This is a genomic window from Amycolatopsis tucumanensis, assembly GCF_021654135.1.
Lineage (GTDB): Bacteria > Actinomycetota > Actinomycetes > Mycobacteriales > Pseudonocardiaceae > Amycolatopsis_E > Amycolatopsis_E tucumanensis.
In genome coordinates, this window is record NZ_JAKGSD010000050.1 from 1 (window position 1) to 13,816 (window position 13,816).

The 13,816-nt window shown below is 71.3% G+C and carries 13 protein-coding genes, 1 pseudogene and 1 riboswitch; of the genes and pseudogenes, 6 read left to right on the forward strand and 8 right to left on the reverse strand.

Annotated features, from left to right (window positions below; translation table 11 throughout):
• The first annotated feature begins 303 nt into the window (after positions 1-303).
• The 3 genes from L2C96_RS34360 to L2C96_RS34370 all read left to right on the forward strand — a co-directional run bounded on the left by L2C96_RS34360 (position 304) and on the right by L2C96_RS34370 (position 1,997).
• A complete protein-coding gene (locus L2C96_RS34360) occupies positions 304-906 on the forward strand; it encodes a 50S ribosomal protein L25/general stress protein Ctc (protein ID WP_020419428.1) in 603 nt (200 codons plus the stop codon).
• Positions 907-1,500, forward strand: coding sequence for an aminoacyl-tRNA hydrolase (pth, locus tag L2C96_RS34365; RefSeq protein WP_020419429.1), 594 nt, complete (start codon positions 907-909; stop codon positions 1,498-1,500).
• Between the two features lie 137 nt (positions 1,501-1,637).
• Positions 1,638-1,997 (forward strand): DivIVA domain-containing protein, encoded by a 360-nt coding sequence (locus L2C96_RS34370; protein ID WP_020419430.1) that lies wholly within the window; start codon positions 1,638-1,640, stop codon positions 1,995-1,997.
• A 158-nt stretch (positions 1,998-2,155) separates the two neighbouring features.
• On the opposite strand, the gene L2C96_RS34375 is transcribed toward L2C96_RS34370, so the two are convergent.
• Positions 2,156-3,844, reverse strand: coding sequence for a fatty acyl-AMP ligase (locus L2C96_RS34375; protein WP_020419431.1), 1,689 nt, complete (start codon positions 3,842-3,844; stop codon positions 2,156-2,158).
• Positions 3,845-3,953: 109 nt separating this feature from the next.
• Between L2C96_RS34375 and L2C96_RS34380 the strand changes: the two genes are divergently transcribed.
• Positions 3,954-4,322: a YciI family protein gene (locus L2C96_RS34380; RefSeq protein ID WP_237339161.1), complete on the forward strand. Its 369-nt coding sequence runs from the start codon at positions 3,954-3,956 to the stop codon at positions 4,320-4,322.
• Between the two features lie 40 nt (positions 4,323-4,362).
• Here the strand turns inward: L2C96_RS34380 and L2C96_RS34385 are convergent, their stop codons facing one another.
• Both L2C96_RS34385 and L2C96_RS34390 read right to left on the reverse strand, forming a co-directional pair.
• A complete protein-coding gene (locus tag L2C96_RS34385; protein WP_237339162.1) occupies positions 4,363-4,992 on the reverse strand; it encodes a DUF5701 family protein in 630 nt (209 codons plus the stop codon).
• A complete protein-coding gene (locus L2C96_RS34390) occupies positions 4,989-5,633 on the reverse strand; it encodes a CatB-related O-acetyltransferase (protein ID WP_237339163.1) in 645 nt (214 codons plus the stop codon). The genes L2C96_RS34385 and L2C96_RS34390 overlap by 4 nt, the downstream gene beginning before the upstream one ends.
• A 90-nt stretch (positions 5,634-5,723) precedes the next feature.
• Between L2C96_RS34390 and L2C96_RS34395 the strand changes: the two genes are divergently transcribed.
• Positions 5,724-6,353: a TetR/AcrR family transcriptional regulator gene (locus tag L2C96_RS34395; protein ID WP_237339164.1), complete on the forward strand. Its 630-nt coding sequence runs from the start codon at positions 5,724-5,726 to the stop codon at positions 6,351-6,353.
• A gap of 53 nt (positions 6,354-6,406) precedes the next feature.
• Here the strand turns inward: L2C96_RS34395 and L2C96_RS34400 are convergent, their stop codons facing one another.
• Genes L2C96_RS34400 through L2C96_RS34410 form a run of 3 tightly spaced genes read right to left on the reverse strand, consistent with a single transcriptional unit; the run spans position 6,407 to position 9,702 of the window.
• The gene (locus L2C96_RS34400; protein ID WP_237339165.1) at positions 6,407-8,161 is read right to left on the reverse strand and encodes an ABC-F family ATP-binding cassette domain-containing protein; all 1,755 of its coding nucleotides are present in this window, start codon (positions 8,159-8,161) and stop codon (positions 6,407-6,409) included.
• The gene (locus L2C96_RS34405) at positions 8,161-9,123 is read right to left on the reverse strand and encodes a 4-(cytidine 5'-diphospho)-2-C-methyl-D-erythritol kinase (RefSeq protein ID WP_027936078.1); all 963 of its coding nucleotides are present in this window, start codon (positions 9,121-9,123) and stop codon (positions 8,161-8,163) included. The genes L2C96_RS34400 and L2C96_RS34405 overlap by 1 nt, the downstream gene beginning before the upstream one ends.
• Positions 9,124-9,132: 9 nt before the next feature.
• On the reverse strand, positions 9,133-9,702 hold the full coding sequence (locus tag L2C96_RS34410; protein ID WP_237339166.1) for a TetR/AcrR family transcriptional regulator: 570 nt from the start codon (positions 9,700-9,702) through the stop codon (positions 9,133-9,135).
• 167 nt (positions 9,703-9,869) lie between these two features.
• Between L2C96_RS34410 and L2C96_RS34415 the strand changes: the two are divergent.
• Positions 9,870-11,261: pseudogene (locus L2C96_RS34415) on the forward strand (MFS transporter).
• A 47-nt stretch (positions 11,262-11,308) separates the two neighbouring features.
• Here L2C96_RS34415 and L2C96_RS34420 read toward each other — a convergent pair.
• Together L2C96_RS34420 and rsmA are read right to left on the reverse strand one after the other, a co-directional pair.
• A complete protein-coding gene (locus L2C96_RS34420; RefSeq protein WP_020419441.1) occupies positions 11,309-12,322 on the reverse strand; it encodes a methionine ABC transporter ATP-binding protein in 1,014 nt (337 codons plus the stop codon).
• A 187-nt stretch (positions 12,323-12,509) separates the two neighbouring features.
• A riboswitch (SAM riboswitch) is annotated at positions 12,510-12,601 on the reverse strand.
• Between the two features lie 65 nt (positions 12,602-12,666).
• A complete protein-coding gene (rsmA, locus tag L2C96_RS34425) occupies positions 12,667-13,527 on the reverse strand; it encodes a 16S rRNA (adenine(1518)-N(6)/adenine(1519)-N(6))-dimethyltransferase RsmA (protein WP_237339167.1) in 861 nt (286 codons plus the stop codon).
• Positions 13,528-13,816: the final 289 nt, after the last annotated feature.

Below are 13,816 nucleotides of genomic sequence, written 5' to 3' on the forward strand. Positions count from 1 at the left end.
CGGAAGGTGACCTTCCGGCGCCGCAAGGCGCACCGCCCGCAGGGCGGACTCCCCGGCCGTGTCAGGCGACGCGATGACCACCCGGCTCCGGTGGGGTTGGACCCCAGGTAACCCTTGTGGTTCCGGCCGATTACACTGAACAGGTTGTCTCGGCGAGGCGGGCTCCATGCTGCACCCGGTGCCCGACGTGATCGACGCGGCGGCTTGAGGTCCGCTGCTCGAGCATGTCCGTGGAACTCGCCGCCGATGCGACCACCCGCCATCTGCGCCGCCACGCAAAATTGTTTGAAGGAGTGCTACACCGTGTCCGAGGTACGTCTGTCCGCCGAGCCCCGCACCGAGTTCGGCAAGGGCGCCGCGCGCCGCACCCGTCGCGCCGGCAAGGTTCCCGCCGTGCTGTACGGCCACGGTACCGACCCCCGCCACCTGGCCCTGCCCGCTCTGGAGTTCGCCCGCGTCATCCGTGAGAACGGCAGCAACGCGGTCCTCACCCTCAGCCTCAACGGCGACACCGAGCTGGCCCTGACCAAGACGGTCACCGTGCACCCGATCAAGAACTACATCGAGCACGTCGACCTGCTGGTCGTCCAGCGCGGCGAGAAGGTCACCGTGGACGTCCCGGTCGTGCTGACCGGCGAGCCGGCCCCGGGCACCCTGCAGGTGCAGGAGGTCGACACCCTGTCGATCGAGGTCGAGGCGCTGCACATCCCGGAGCAGTTCGAGGTGTCCATCGAGGGCGCCGAGGCCGGCACCCAGATCCTCGCCTCGCAGGTCACCCTGCCCGCCGGCGCGGTCCTGCTGACCGACCCGGAGAGCCTGGTCGTCGCCGTCAACGAGGCGCAGGCCACCTCCGCGGAGCCCGCCGAGGAGACCGGCGACGAGGCGGCCGAGAGCGCCGCCGAGTAAGTGAGTTCGGACGTTCCCGGGGCCGGCGAGCTGGTTCTGCTCGTCGGCCTCGGCAATCCCGGCCCGCGTTACGCCGGCAACCGGCACAACGTGGGTTTCATGGTGCTCGACGAGCTCGCCGCCCGCGTCGGCGGCAAGTTCAAGACCCACAAGTCCGGCGGTGAGGTCCTGGAAGGGCGTCTCGCCGGGCGTCGCGTCGTGCTGGTCAAGCCGCGGTCGTTCATGAACGTCTCCGGCGGCCCGGTCGCGGGCGCGGCCAAGTTCTACAAGGTCGACCCGAGCGGCGTCGTCGTCGTGCACGACGAGCTGGACGTGCCGTTCGGCGGGCTGAAGCTCAAGCTCGGCGGCGGCGAAGGCGGCCACAACGGGCTGCGGTCGATCAGCAAGTCCCTCGGCACGCGTGACTACTACCGCGTGCGCTTCGGCATCGGGCGGCCCCCTGGCCGGATGGACCCCGCCGATTTCGTGCTCAAGGACTTCTCCACGGTGGAGCGCAAGGACCTCCCGCTGGAGCTGGACCGGTGCGCCGACGCCGTCGAAGCGCTGATCGGCAAAGGGCTGACGGCGGCCCAAAACGACTTCCACGCTGGGTGAGCGTCAGTCACCCACAGGTGTTCCTCTCACCGCTCCATGGTGTTCCAGGGGGACAAATGCTCTTCCGGAGGTTTGATCCGGCGGCTAGGACGGGATTAGGGAAGTTGTCCCGTCCACGCTGAACTGGAGCACTCCACATGTCCCTTTCCGCCGAAGACGTTTATCGAGTCGAGTTCGGTAACGCCCCCATCGGCCGGCGCGGGTACGCCAAGCACGAGGTCGACGAGTTCGTCGAGCGCATCGCCAGGACCCTGGTGGGCGAGGACGACCTGACGGCCGCCGAGGTGCACCACGTCATGTTCAGCAAGCCGCTGCTCGGGAAGCGGGGCTACGACGAGCGCGAGGTCGACGAGTTCCTCGACCAGGTCGAAGACGAGTTCGCCCGCCGAGGCGGCCGCCCCTACCCGGTGCCCGAGGCCCGGACGGTCACGCAGGCGACCGCACCACGCGCGGAAGGCGACCCGGCCGAGATCCCGAAGGTGACCCTCACGGAGTGAGCAACCGCCGAACTCGCGCCTGAGCGCAGACCACACCCCCTGGAACGTGGGGCTCGCGCACACCCGGCGAGCCCCACGCCCAGCGAGCCCTGCGCCCGGCCCCGCGAACCCCACACCCCAGCGAATGAACTCCCCACCCGGGCCGGGTGGGGCGGCGGTCAGGAGGCGGCGTTCTTCGCGATCGCGTCGGCGTACTGGACCGCCGTCGCTGCGCGTTTGACCTTGCCGGACGGCGTCTTGGGCAGGCTGCCTGCCGGCAGGACGACCACCGCGTACGGCCGCGCGTCCACCGCGTCCCGCACCCGCGCCGCGACCTCCTTCTGCAGCCTCCGCTCGGCCTCGGCGTCGCCGGCCAGCTTCGACTCCAGCACCACCGCGAACCGCTCCCGGCGCGTCCCCGCGTCGATCCGCACGGCCACCGCGTTGCCTGCCCGCACCCCGTCCACGGCGGTCGCGGCGCGCTCGATGTCCGTCGGGTAGATGTTGCGGCCACCCATGATGATGACGTCCTTGCGGCGCCCGCAGATCACGATCTGCCCGTCGACCAGGTACCCGAGGTCGCCCGTCGCGAGCCAGCCCTCGGCGTCCTGCGTCGGCTTCGGGCCCTCCATCGTCAGGTAACCGGGCGTCACGGCCGGGCCGGTCAGCTGGATCTCCCCGACCTCGCGGTCGCCGAGCACCTTGCCGCTGTCGTCGACGATCCGCGCCTCCAGTCCGTCCAGCGGCCGGCCCAGCACGGCGAACGAGCGGACCTCCTCGGTCCCGCGCCGCGGGTCGCCCTCGGGCACCGGCACCGCCCGGTTGTCCGCCTCGAGCGCGTCGGCCTCGATGACGTCCAGCGTCAGTCCGGTGAACAGCGGCGCGAACGACACCGCGAGCGTCGCCTCGGCCATGCCGTACGCGGGGAACACGCACTCCGCGGGCATCTTGAACCGGGCGCCGCCCTCGACGAACGACTGCACGGCCGACTCGTCGATCGGCTCGGCCCCGTTCAGCGCGATCCGCAGCGTGGACAGGTCGTAAGCGTTTTCGTCCTCCACCCGCTGCAGCCGCTTGCCGACGATGGCGTAGGCGAAATTCGGGGCCGCGGTGGTGGTGGCGCGGTACTTGCTGATCAGCTCGGGCCAGATCAGCGGCCCGGTGAGGAACTCGGCCGGGGTGATCTTGATCAGCTCCACGCCGAACGTCATCGGCACGGTCAGGAACCCGACCATGCCCATGTCGTGGAAGGTGGGCAGCCAGGAAACCATGATGTCCTTCGCGAAGTCGAACTCCGCCCGCTCCACCATGGCCTTGACGTTGGTGTAGAGGTTGCCGTGGGTGATCCGCACGGCCTTCGGGTCGGCGGTCGAGCCGCTGGTGAGCTGCAGCAGCGCCAGGTCGTCCTCGCCACGCGCCACCGGCTCGGCGATCGGCTCGCCCTCGAACAGGTCGGTGATCATCCGGAACCCGATGTTGTGCTCGGTGAGCACCGGCGCGAGCGCGTCGAACGGCTCGCCGAGCACGACCAGCTTCGCGTCGATCATGCCCAGCACCTTGACCGTGTCCTCGGCCCACAGCGCGAGGTCGGTGCGCGGGGTGGGCTGGTGCAGCATCGTCACGCTGCCTCCGGCGAGCCACACCGCCTGCACCGTCGGTGCGATCAGGGCGGGCGCCCCGGCCAGTACGGCGACGGCGCTGCCCGGCTCCAGGCCGCCCGCGACGAGCGCGCCGGCCATCCGCCGCGCCTGCTCGTGGACTTCGGCCCAGGTCCGGCGCACCGGCTCCTTCGGCTCCCCGGTGACCATGCCACGCAACTGACCACCCTCCGCAGCGGTGCGGACGAGCGTCTCCACGAACCGACTCATGGCGCTCACCTTATCCGGCGACGAAGTTCCCCGGATCGTCCCGGCGGCGGTGTCGAAACCCGCCCCCGCGCTCCGACCTCCTGGTAAGACAGCCCTTGAGGAGGCACCCGTGAAGTACTTGCTGATCATGCACATGAACCCCGCCGTGTGGGAGTCGCTGACGGAGGAGGAGCGCAACGCGATCATGAGCGGGCACGGACCGTTCATGGACGCCATCCGCGAGTCCGGCGAGTTCATCGGCACGACCGCGCTGGCCGACCCGTCGAACAGCGCGGTCGTGCGGGTGCGGGACGGCGCGCAGGTGGTGACCGACGGCCCGTACCTGGAGGCGAAGGAGTACCTCGGCGGGTACTACCTGGTGGACGTCGAAAGCCGGGAACGCGCACTGGAACTGGCCGCGATGATCCCGGACGCCGCGGTCGACGGGCTCGGCATCGAGGTCCGGCCGGTGATGTTCTCGGCAGGCACCGAGATGTGAGACCCGGTGCCGGGCGGGGTGGCCCGCCCGGCACCGGCGGTCACACCGCGCGGGAGCCGGCCGAGGCCATGCCCAGCCAGGTGTGCGGGTTGCCCTGCCAGCACCAGCCGAGCTTCGGCGCCCGCTTGCTGATCCAGATCGCCGGCACCCGCCGGTCGCCGCAGCGCGAACCGCCCAGCGAGAAGCACTTGTTCTTGACCAGCACCTCCGGGAAGTGCGTGATCAGGGCGATGCCCTCCTCGATGGTGAGCAGGGTGCGGCTGCGGCCGGCGATCACCTCCATCGCGTCGTTCGGGACCGCGCCGCAGAACTCCTCGCCGCGCTCGACGTCGAACAACAGGTAGGCGTCCGGGGCCGGGAGGTCCACAGTGGACACCAACCGGTCGAGCGATCCGGGTTCGAAGGAGTGGTCGACGAACCCGGGCAGCCTCCCGCGGTGCAGGGTGGTGCGCGGCATCGTCTCCTCGATCGGTGCGACCTTCCGGGTCACGACCAGCAGGAACGGCACGCGGCCCGCCTCCGGGTCGAGGTCGCCGGCCCGGGCCGCGGCGCGCAGCGGCTCGACCAGTGCGCGGAAGCCGTCCTCGTCGAGCCCGGCGAGCGCCGGGTAGCCGCGGTCCACCAGGTTGGCGACCTGGCGGTCGAATTCGGCTGTCACATCGAACGTCAAGCCCTTACCTCCTTGATCGCGGCGATGTCGGCGGGCGTGCCGGACATGATCGTCCGCACGTGCCGGGTGACCAGTTCGACCGGCCAGTCCCACCAGGCGGCGCGTTCGAGCCGTTCGACGTCCTCCGGCTCGTAGCGAGCGCGGATCGGCCGGGCCGGGTTGCCGCCGACGATCGTGTACGGCGGCACGTCGGCGGTGACGACCGCGCCCGCGGCGATGATCGCGCCGTTGCCGATCGTCACGCCGGGCATCACGGTCGCGCCGTAGCCGAACCAGACGTCGTTGCCCACCACCGTGTCGCCCCGGCTGGGCATGTTCGTGACGAGGTCCAGTGTGGACTCCGCCCACGCGCCGCCGAACATCGTGAACGGGTAGGTCGACACCCCCATCGTCGGGTGTTCCGCCCCGGCCATCAGGAACCGCGTGCCGGAGGCGATCGCGCAGTACTTGCCGATGATCAGCTTCTCCGGCCCGTAGGCGTAGAGGACGTTGCGGGTCTCGAACTCGGTGGCGGCGTCCGGGTCGTCGTAGTAGGTGAACTCGCCGACCTGGATACGCGGATCGGTGACCAGCGGTTTCAGGAACACCACGCGCGGGTGCTCGGCGAGCGGGTGGAGCACGGTGGGGTCTGGCACGAACACCTCACAGGAGTAAACTTACTACCGACGTAAACTTATCCCGAGCGCAGGCTGGTTGTCAACGTAAAAATAGGACGAGGGTAAGATTCGCTCATGACCGTCACCGGCCTCCGCGAAGCCAAGAAGCAAGAGACGCGGCAGTTGATCTCCGACCAGGCGACCCGGCTCTTCATGGCGAAGGGTTTCGAGCAGACGACGATCGCCGAGATCGCGGAGGCCGCGCGGGTCGCGAAGAAGACCGTGACCAACTACTTCCCGCGCAAGGAGGACCTGGCGTTCGACCACCAGGACCAGTTCGTGGCGAGCCTGGCCCGCACGGTCGTGGCCCGCGAGCCGGGTGAGTCGGCGCTGGCCGCGCTGCGCCGGGACTTCCTGGGGGCGGTCGAGCGGCAGGACCCGGTCGCGGGGTTCGCGGGCCCGGAGTTCAGCCGGATGATCGCGGAGAGCCCGACGCTGTCGGTGTGCCTGCGCGGCCTGCACGACCAGCGCGAGGAGGCGCTGGCCGCCACCCTCGCCGAAGCGACCGGAGCCGCACCCGGCGACATCACACCCCGCGCGGCGGCGTCGGTGCTCGGTGGGGTGCACCGGGTGCTGTTCGCGCGCATCCAGGAGCTGACCCTGGCCGGCCGGGGCAACCCGGAGATCGCCGCCGTGGTCGGCCCGGAGGCCGAGCAGGCGTTCGCCCTGCTGGAACCCTCACTCGGCGACTACGCCCGCGCCTGACCGGAGACCGGCACCAAGGCCCTCAGTGATGGCGTCGAAGCAGCCCGGTGCGCCTACTCCACCAGTTCGGAGGTCTCCAGCCAGCGCGCCTCGACGTCCTCGATCTCCGCGCGCACCGTCTTCAGCTCCGTGTTCAGCTCGACCAGCTTGTCCGGCTCGGTGGCGTGCTCGGCGAGCTGCTCGTGCAGCTTCGTCTCCCGCGCGTGCAGCTGGTCCAGCCGCCGCTCCAACCGGGACAGTTCCTTCTGCGCCGCCCGGAACTCCGCCGCGCTGGACGTCTTCTGCGCGGGCTTCGGCGCCGACACCGAGGCACGGGCGGACGCCCGCCGCGACAGGTACTCGTCGATTCCGCCGGGCAGGTGCGTGATCCGGCCGTCGCCGAACAGGGCGTACACCGCGTCCGTCACGCGTTCCACCAGGTAGCGGTCGTGCGAGACCACGACCATCGTGCCCGGCCAGGAGTCCAGCAGGTCCTCCAGCTGCTGCAGCGTGTCGATGTCCAGGTCGTTCGTCGGCTCGTCGAGCAGCAGCACGTTCGGCTCGGCCATCAGCAGCCGCGCCAGCTGCAGCCGCCGCCGCTCGCCGCCGGACAGGTCCTCCACCGGCGTCCACTGCCGCGCCGGCGGGAACCCGAGCTTCTCCGCCAGCTGCGACGCCGACAGCTCCTGCTTGCCCAGCACGACCCGCGCCGAGACCTCCTCGACGGCCTCCAGCACCCGCAGCTGCCCCGGCAGCTCGTCCAGCTCCTGCGACAGGTGCGCCAGCCGCACCGTCTTGCCCTCGATCCGCCGCCCCGCGACCGGCTCGCGCTCCCCTGCCAGCAGCTTCAGCAGCGTCGTCTTGCCTGACCCGTTCACGCCGACCAGCCCGAACCGGTCACCCGGCCCGATCCGCCAGGTGAGCCCCTCGACGACCGTCTTGTCGCCGGCCTTGAGGGTCACGTCCTCCAGCTCCAGCACGGTCTTGCCGAGCCGCCGCTTCGCGAACGACATCAGCTCGGCCGTGTCGCGCGGCTCCGGCACGTCCGCGATCAGCGCCTCGGCCGCCTCGATCCGGTACCGCGGCTTCGACGTGCGGGCCTTCGCGCCGCGCTGCAGCCAGGCCAGCTCCTTGCGCGCGAGGTTGCGCCGCTTCTCCTCCATCGACGCCGCGAGCCGTGCCCGCTCGGCGCGCGCGAAGATCCAGTCCGCGTACCCGCCCTCGTACTGCTCGACGCGGCCGTCGGCGACCTCCCAGGTCCGCCCGCACACCGTGTCCAGGAACCACCGGTCGTGGGTGACGACCACGAGCGCGGACCGCCGCGCCAGCAGGTGGTCGGCGAGCCAGCGCACGCCCTCGACGTCGAGGTGGTTGGTCGGCTCGTCGAGCACCAGCAGGTCCAGGTCGCCGATCAGCGCGGCGGCCAGCGCGACCCGGCGACGCTCCCCACCGGACAGTGTCGCGGTCGGGTTGTCCAGCCCCAAGTCGGTGATCCCGAGTCCCTCCACAATGGACCGGACCCGGGCGTCGGCCGCCCACTCGTGCTCGGCGTCGAAACCGGCGAGCACGGCGTCGCGGATCGAACTGCCCTCCGCCAGCTCCGTGCGCTGGGTGACCACCGCGAGCCGCAGCCCGCGGACCTGGCTCACCCGGCCGGAATCCGGCTCGGCGAGTCCGGAGAGGACCTCCAGCAGCGTGGTCTTGCCACCGCCGTTGAGGCCGACGACGCCGATGCGCTCGCCTTCGCCGACGCCGAGGGAGACGTTGTCCAGCAGCGGGCGGACCCCGTAGGACTTGGAGACCGCCTCGAGGTTGATCAAATTCGCCACTACGCGTGCACCTGCGGAGGAGTGGGCCGGTGTTCGTCGCCGCCGACGAGCCGCGCGCCCGGCACCGGGCCGTGCGCGACCCGCACCGTCCGGCACACGCCGGCCCCGGCCAGCTCGGCCGCGACCTCGAGCGCGGACTCCGCGTCAGCGCACAGGAACGCGCACGTCGGGCCGGAACCGGACACGGTGCCTGCCAGCGCGCCGGCGTTCACCCCGGCGCGCAGCGTGCGGCGCAGGCCGGGCCGCAGCGACACCGCGGCGGCCTGCAGGTCGTTGCCGAGCAACAGGGCCAGCTGACGCGGGTCGCCGGAGGCCAGCGCCTCGACGACCGGCGCGTGCGAGCCGACGCGCGGCGGGTTGCCGGTCTCGCGGAGCCGGTCGAGTTCGGCGTACACGCGCTCGGTGGACAGCCCGCGCTGGTCGAACGCGAGCACCCAGTGGAAGGTGTGCCGCGACAGGACCGGCACCAGCTGCTCGCCGCGGCCGGTGCCCAGCGCGGTGCCGCCGTAGAGCCCGAACGGCACGTCCGAGCCGAGCTTCGCCGCGATCCCGGCGAGCTCGTCGCGCCCGATGTCCAGCTTCCACAGCGCGGCGAGGGCGACCAGCGTGCCCGCGGCGTCGGCGCTGCCGCCCGCCATTCCACCCGCGACGGGGATCCCCTTGCGGAGGACCACCCGGACGTTCGAGGCCCCGTCGGTCTTGCCGACGTGCGCGGCCAGCGCCTCGACCGCGCGCCACGCGAGGTTGCTGGCGCCGGTGGGCACGACCTGCTCACCCTCGCCGTAGACCTCGACACCCGGCTCCTCGGCCAGCGCGACGGTGACCTCGTCGGTCAGCGAAAGCGCGTGGAAGACGGTCGTCAGGTCGTGGAAACCGTCCGGGCGCAGGTCGCCGACCGACAGGTGCAGGTTGATCTTGGAGGGCACCCTGACGGTGACAGGTGGCGGTACGACGGCGAGCACCAGTCAAGCCTACGTGCCCGCCGGAGAGCGTGGAGAGGCAAGCTCCAGTGCGACGCGCAGCGCCACGTCGGCCGACTGCTCGCTCGGGTTTTCGTCCAGGAACTGCGGGTTGTTGCCGAGCATGAGCGCGACCAGGGCGAGCCGGGAGCGCAACTGGTCCTCGGGGCTCGCGTCGGCGGGGACGAGGAAGGTGAACAGCCCCTTCATCCGTGTCGCGAGCACGTGCCCGGCGTGCAGGTCCTTCAGCGCGGGCTGGTTGTCCTGCATGAACCGCATGATCGGGCCGAACCGGCCCTGGATCAGGTCGGAGAGCCTGCGCAGCAGCTCCTCGCGGGCCTGCGCGGGATCGTTCTGGGCCCGCGCCCACTCGATGATCTCGTCGAGCGAGGCGCCGATGTCCTCGATCAGGCTGTGGACGATGTCTTCCTTCGTCCGGAAGTGGTAGTAGAGCGCGGCTTTGGTCACCCCGAGCGCTTCCGCGATCTCCCGCAACGACGTCTTCTCGTAGCCCTGCTCGACGAACAGGTCCAGCGCGATCTGCTGGATGCGCTCGCGCGTGTCGGTCCGCCGCCCCGCCATGACCGTCCTTCCTGAGGAACTCTCAAACTTGCTTGACGCCCGGCTAGGAATGGGCCTACCGTGTCGGCAGCGCCATTACTTGTCGGCCGACTAGTAATGCTTGCTCTCAGTCTAACCCAGTTCTCCACCAGGGGGTTTCCACCATGACGACAACCACTCCGGCGCCGGTGACGGCGCCGGCCGACTCGAGGAAGTGGTGGGCGCTCGCCGTCGTCGGGCTCGCCCAGCTCCTCGTCATCATCGACACCACCATCGTCAACATCGCGCTGCCCACCGCGCAGGCCGACCTCGGCATGTCCGACGTGGCCAGGCAGTGGGCGATCACCGCCTACACGCTCACCTTCGGCGGTCTGCTGCTGCTCGGCGGACGGCTGGCCGACCGGCTGGGCCGCAAGAACACGCTCATCGTGGGCGCGCTCGGCTTCGCCGCCGCGTCCGCGCTCGGCGGGATGGCCACCGGCTCGGGTCTGCTCATCGCCGCCCGCGCGGCCCAGGGGGTCTTCGCCGCGCTGCTGGCGCCGTCCACGCTCTCGCTGCTGACCATCACCTTCACCGAGGCGAAGGAACGGGCCAAGGCGTTCGGGATCTACAGCGCCATCATGATGTCCGGCGGTGCGGTCGGGCTGGTCGCCGGTGGCGCGCTGGCCTAGTACGCGTCCTGGCGCTGGTGCCTCTACGTGAACCTGCCGATCGCGGTCGCCGCCGCCATCGCGGGCTGGTTCGTGCTGCCGAACGTGCCGGGCCACCGCTCGACGCGACTGGACTGGATCAGCGGCGCGCTCGGCAGCGCGGGGATCGCCGGGCTCGTCTACGGCCTCTCCGAGGCCGCGACCCGCGGCTGGGGTTCGGCAGTGGTGCTCGGCACGCTGGCCGCGGCGGTGGCGCTGCTGGCCGGGTTCGTGTTCCGGCAGGCCCGGGTCCGGAACCCCCTGCTGCCGCTGCACGTCCTGGCCGACCGCGCCCGCTCCTCGGGCTTCCTGACCATCGCCGTCGCGGCCTTCGGGATGTTCGGGATGTTCCTGTTCCTCACCTACCAGCTGCAGGCGATCATGGGCTTCGGCGCGCTCGGCGCCGGCCTGGCGTTCCTGCCGTTCCTGCTGGGCAATGTCACGGTCTCGACGCTGCTGACGCGCCGGCTGATCCCGCGGACCGGGCCGCGCCCGCTGCTGGTGACCGGGCTCCTGCTGATGGCCGCCGGGCTCGCCGGGCTGACCCAGCTGTCGGTCGACACGTCCTACTGGAGCCTGGTCCTGCCGGTGGAACTGGTGCTGGGCGCGGGCGCCGGGCTGGCGATGCCGACGGTCATGAACATCGCGACCGCCCGGGTGGAGCCGAAGGACTCAGGGGTGGCGTCGGCGTTCATCACCACGTCCCAGCAGGTCGGCGCGTCGATCGGCACGGCGTCGCTGAACACGATCGCGGCGAGCGCGACCGCCTCGGTCGCCGGCCTGGCCCTGCCCGCGGCGACCGTGCACGGCTACGCCGTGGCGAACGGCTGGGCCGCGGCGATCGTGGCCGCGGGCGCGATCGCGGTCGGGGTCCTGGTGCGGGGCAAGTGAAAACGAGGAGGGGCGCCCGGCCGGGACGCCCCTCCTTGCGTGCCTGGTCAGGCCGCGACGATGCTCTTCGGGCCTTCCTTCGGGTGCACGACGTGCGCTCCCCGGTCGGCGATCCACGCCAGCGCCGCGTCGGCCTGGCTGCCGTTGACGCCGACGCGGAAGCGGGCCACCGGGGTGTCCCCGACGCGGGTCAGGCCGCCGCCGATGGTGGCGAGCTCGACCTCGAACCGGGCGGAGGCCTCGGGCAGCAGCGCGCCGACGGCCGCGAAGCCGATCAGCACCACGTCGACGGACCGGTCGTAGCTCGACGACTGGCTGCGCGGCGTGTCGATCGGGGGCAGCAGGCTCTGCGCGACCTTGCTCGCCGGGTTGGCCAGCAGCTCCAGCACGGTGCCCTGCTCGACGAGCCGCCCGTCCTCCAGCACCGCGACCCCGTCGCAGACGCGCCGCACCGCGGCCCCGTCCTGGGTGGTGAGCAGCACCGTCACGCCCAGCTCCGCGCGGGCGCGGTCGAGGACGGTCAGCACGGCGCCGGTCTCCTCGGCGCCGACACCGGCGGTCGGGTCGTCGGCGAGCAGCACGGCCGGGCCCGCGGCCAGCGACCGCGCCAGCGCGACGCGGCGGCGCTGGCCCGGGGTGAGTTCGCTCGGCCGCAGCGCGGCGCGCTGGGTCAGGCCGGCCAGGTCGAGCAGGCGGCCGACGCGGCTGCGCCGCTGCGGGCCCTCCAGGCCGAGCTGCTCCAGCGGGGCCGCGACGTTGCCCGCCACGGTGCGCTCGGCGTGCAGCACCGGCTGCGCGTCCAGCACCGCAACCTGGCGGCGCACCTCACGCAGCTTCCGCCCGTCGAGGCCGGTGGTGTTCAGCCCGTCCAGGCGGACGACGCCGCGGTCGGGCTTCTCCTGCAGGGCGATGCACCGGGTGAGGGTGGACTTGCCGGAGCCGGCCGGGCCGACGACGCCGAACAGGGCGCCGGCGGGCACCTCGACGCTCACGTCCCGCAGGGCGTGGACGGGCTTGGCGGCACCGGGGAAGGACTTGGTCAGGTTTTCGACAGTGATCACGAATGGCTCCAGCACAACGGGCGCGAACGCGCCGACCGCACACCAAGGAGACCGTCTACAGAGGACGGTCAGGCGAAGTCAGGAAATGGTGGTGAAGGGAAAGCGGTCAGCGACGACACGCACAGACCGTGCGACGACATTCGTCGACGACGCGGCGCCTCGTGAGCATCGTGCGGTACACAGGAATCCTCCATCGGTCCTGGCGTTAGCACCTGCCCCCGGGTGGGGTGGTTGCTGCGGCTTCGGCGAGCCAGGTCTCTCAGCCGCTCGGGATGGATACCTCAAAGAGTAGAACGGACTTCACATCTTTTTGGCAAGTCCCTGGTCCGGATCAGGGTGCGAGATCACACAAACGGTGGTAAGGACTTGCTCCTGGCGATCTTGGCGAAGTCCCTTACCCCCAGTTGCTCGCCCCGAGCGCGGGGGTCGACGCCGGCCGCGCGGAGGATCGCCTCGGCCTTCTCCCCCGAGCCCGCCCACGACGACAACGCGGCACGCAGCGTCTTGCGACGCTGGGCGAAGGCGGCGTCGACGACGGCGAAGACCTCGTCCCGGTCCGCGTCCGACACTGGTTCCGCGGCGCGCTCGAAGCCGACGAGCGCGGAGTCGACGTTCGGCACCGGCCAGAACACGGCACGTGGCACGGGCGCGACCTTGCGGGCCGGGCCGTACCAGGCGAGCTTCACGCTCGGGACGCCGTAGGTGCGGCTGCCGGGGCCCGCGGCCATCCGGTCGGCGACCTCCGTCTGCACCATCACCAGGCCGTGCGCCAGCGACGGCAGCTCGGCGAGCAGGTGCAGGACCACCGGGACGGCGACGTTGTAGGGCAGGTTGGCCACGAGGTGCGTGGGCTGGTCGGCGAGGTCCTCGGCGGCGAGCTTGAGGGCGTCCTGGATGTGGACGGTGAACCGGGCGGCAGCCTCGGGGGCGCGCTCGGCGACCGTGGCCGGCAGGCGCTCGCCGAGGACCGGGTCGATTTCGACGGCGGTGACGTGCGCGCCCGAATCCAGGAGGCCGAGCGTCAGCGAGCCGAGGCCGGGGCCGACTTCGAGGACGTGGTCGCCTTGGCCCACCCCGGAGAGGTCGACGATGCGGCGGACGGTGTTCGGGTCGTGCACGAAGTTCTGGCCGAGCTTCTTCGTGGGACGCACGTCCAGCTCGGCGGCCAAGCCACGGATCTCGGCTGGTCCGAGCAGTGCTGTCACGGGGATGGATCGTAGCCGCTACGCGGGTGTCCAGGGCGCCGGGCTTCGCTTCGCTACGCCCGGGTCTGCTCCTCCCGAACCCGATCTTTCAGTGTTCGGTTGCCGAGACACCGCGTCAAGCCGGGAAAGCGTGGCTTGACCCGGTGGCTCGGCAACCGATTTGGCTGGGGATCGGGTTGCGGGAGAGGGGTGGTTCGGGGGGTTTCGGGCTTTCGTTGCCGGGTGCCGGTACGCGGGAAAAAAAGATGACCCCGGCCACCGGCCGGGGTCATCATGTGTGTGCTGTCGG

Bases quoted from the DNA above. Each gene is read 5' to 3' on its own strand.
- L2C96_RS34370 (WP_020419430.1), top strand. From the start codon at position 1,638: ATGTCCCTTTCCGCCGAAGACGTTTATCGAGTCGAGTTCGGTAACGCC.
- L2C96_RS34375 (WP_020419431.1), bottom strand. From the start codon at position 3,844: ATGAGTCGGTTCGTGGAGACGCTCGTCCGCACCGCTGCGGAGGGTGGT.
- L2C96_RS34395 (WP_237339164.1), top strand. From the start codon at position 5,724: ATGACCGTCACCGGCCTCCGCGAAGCCAAGAAGCAAGAGACGCGGCAG.
- L2C96_RS34410 (WP_237339166.1), bottom strand. From the start codon at position 9,702: ATGGCGGGGCGGCGGACCGACACGCGCGAGCGCATCCAGCAGATCGCG.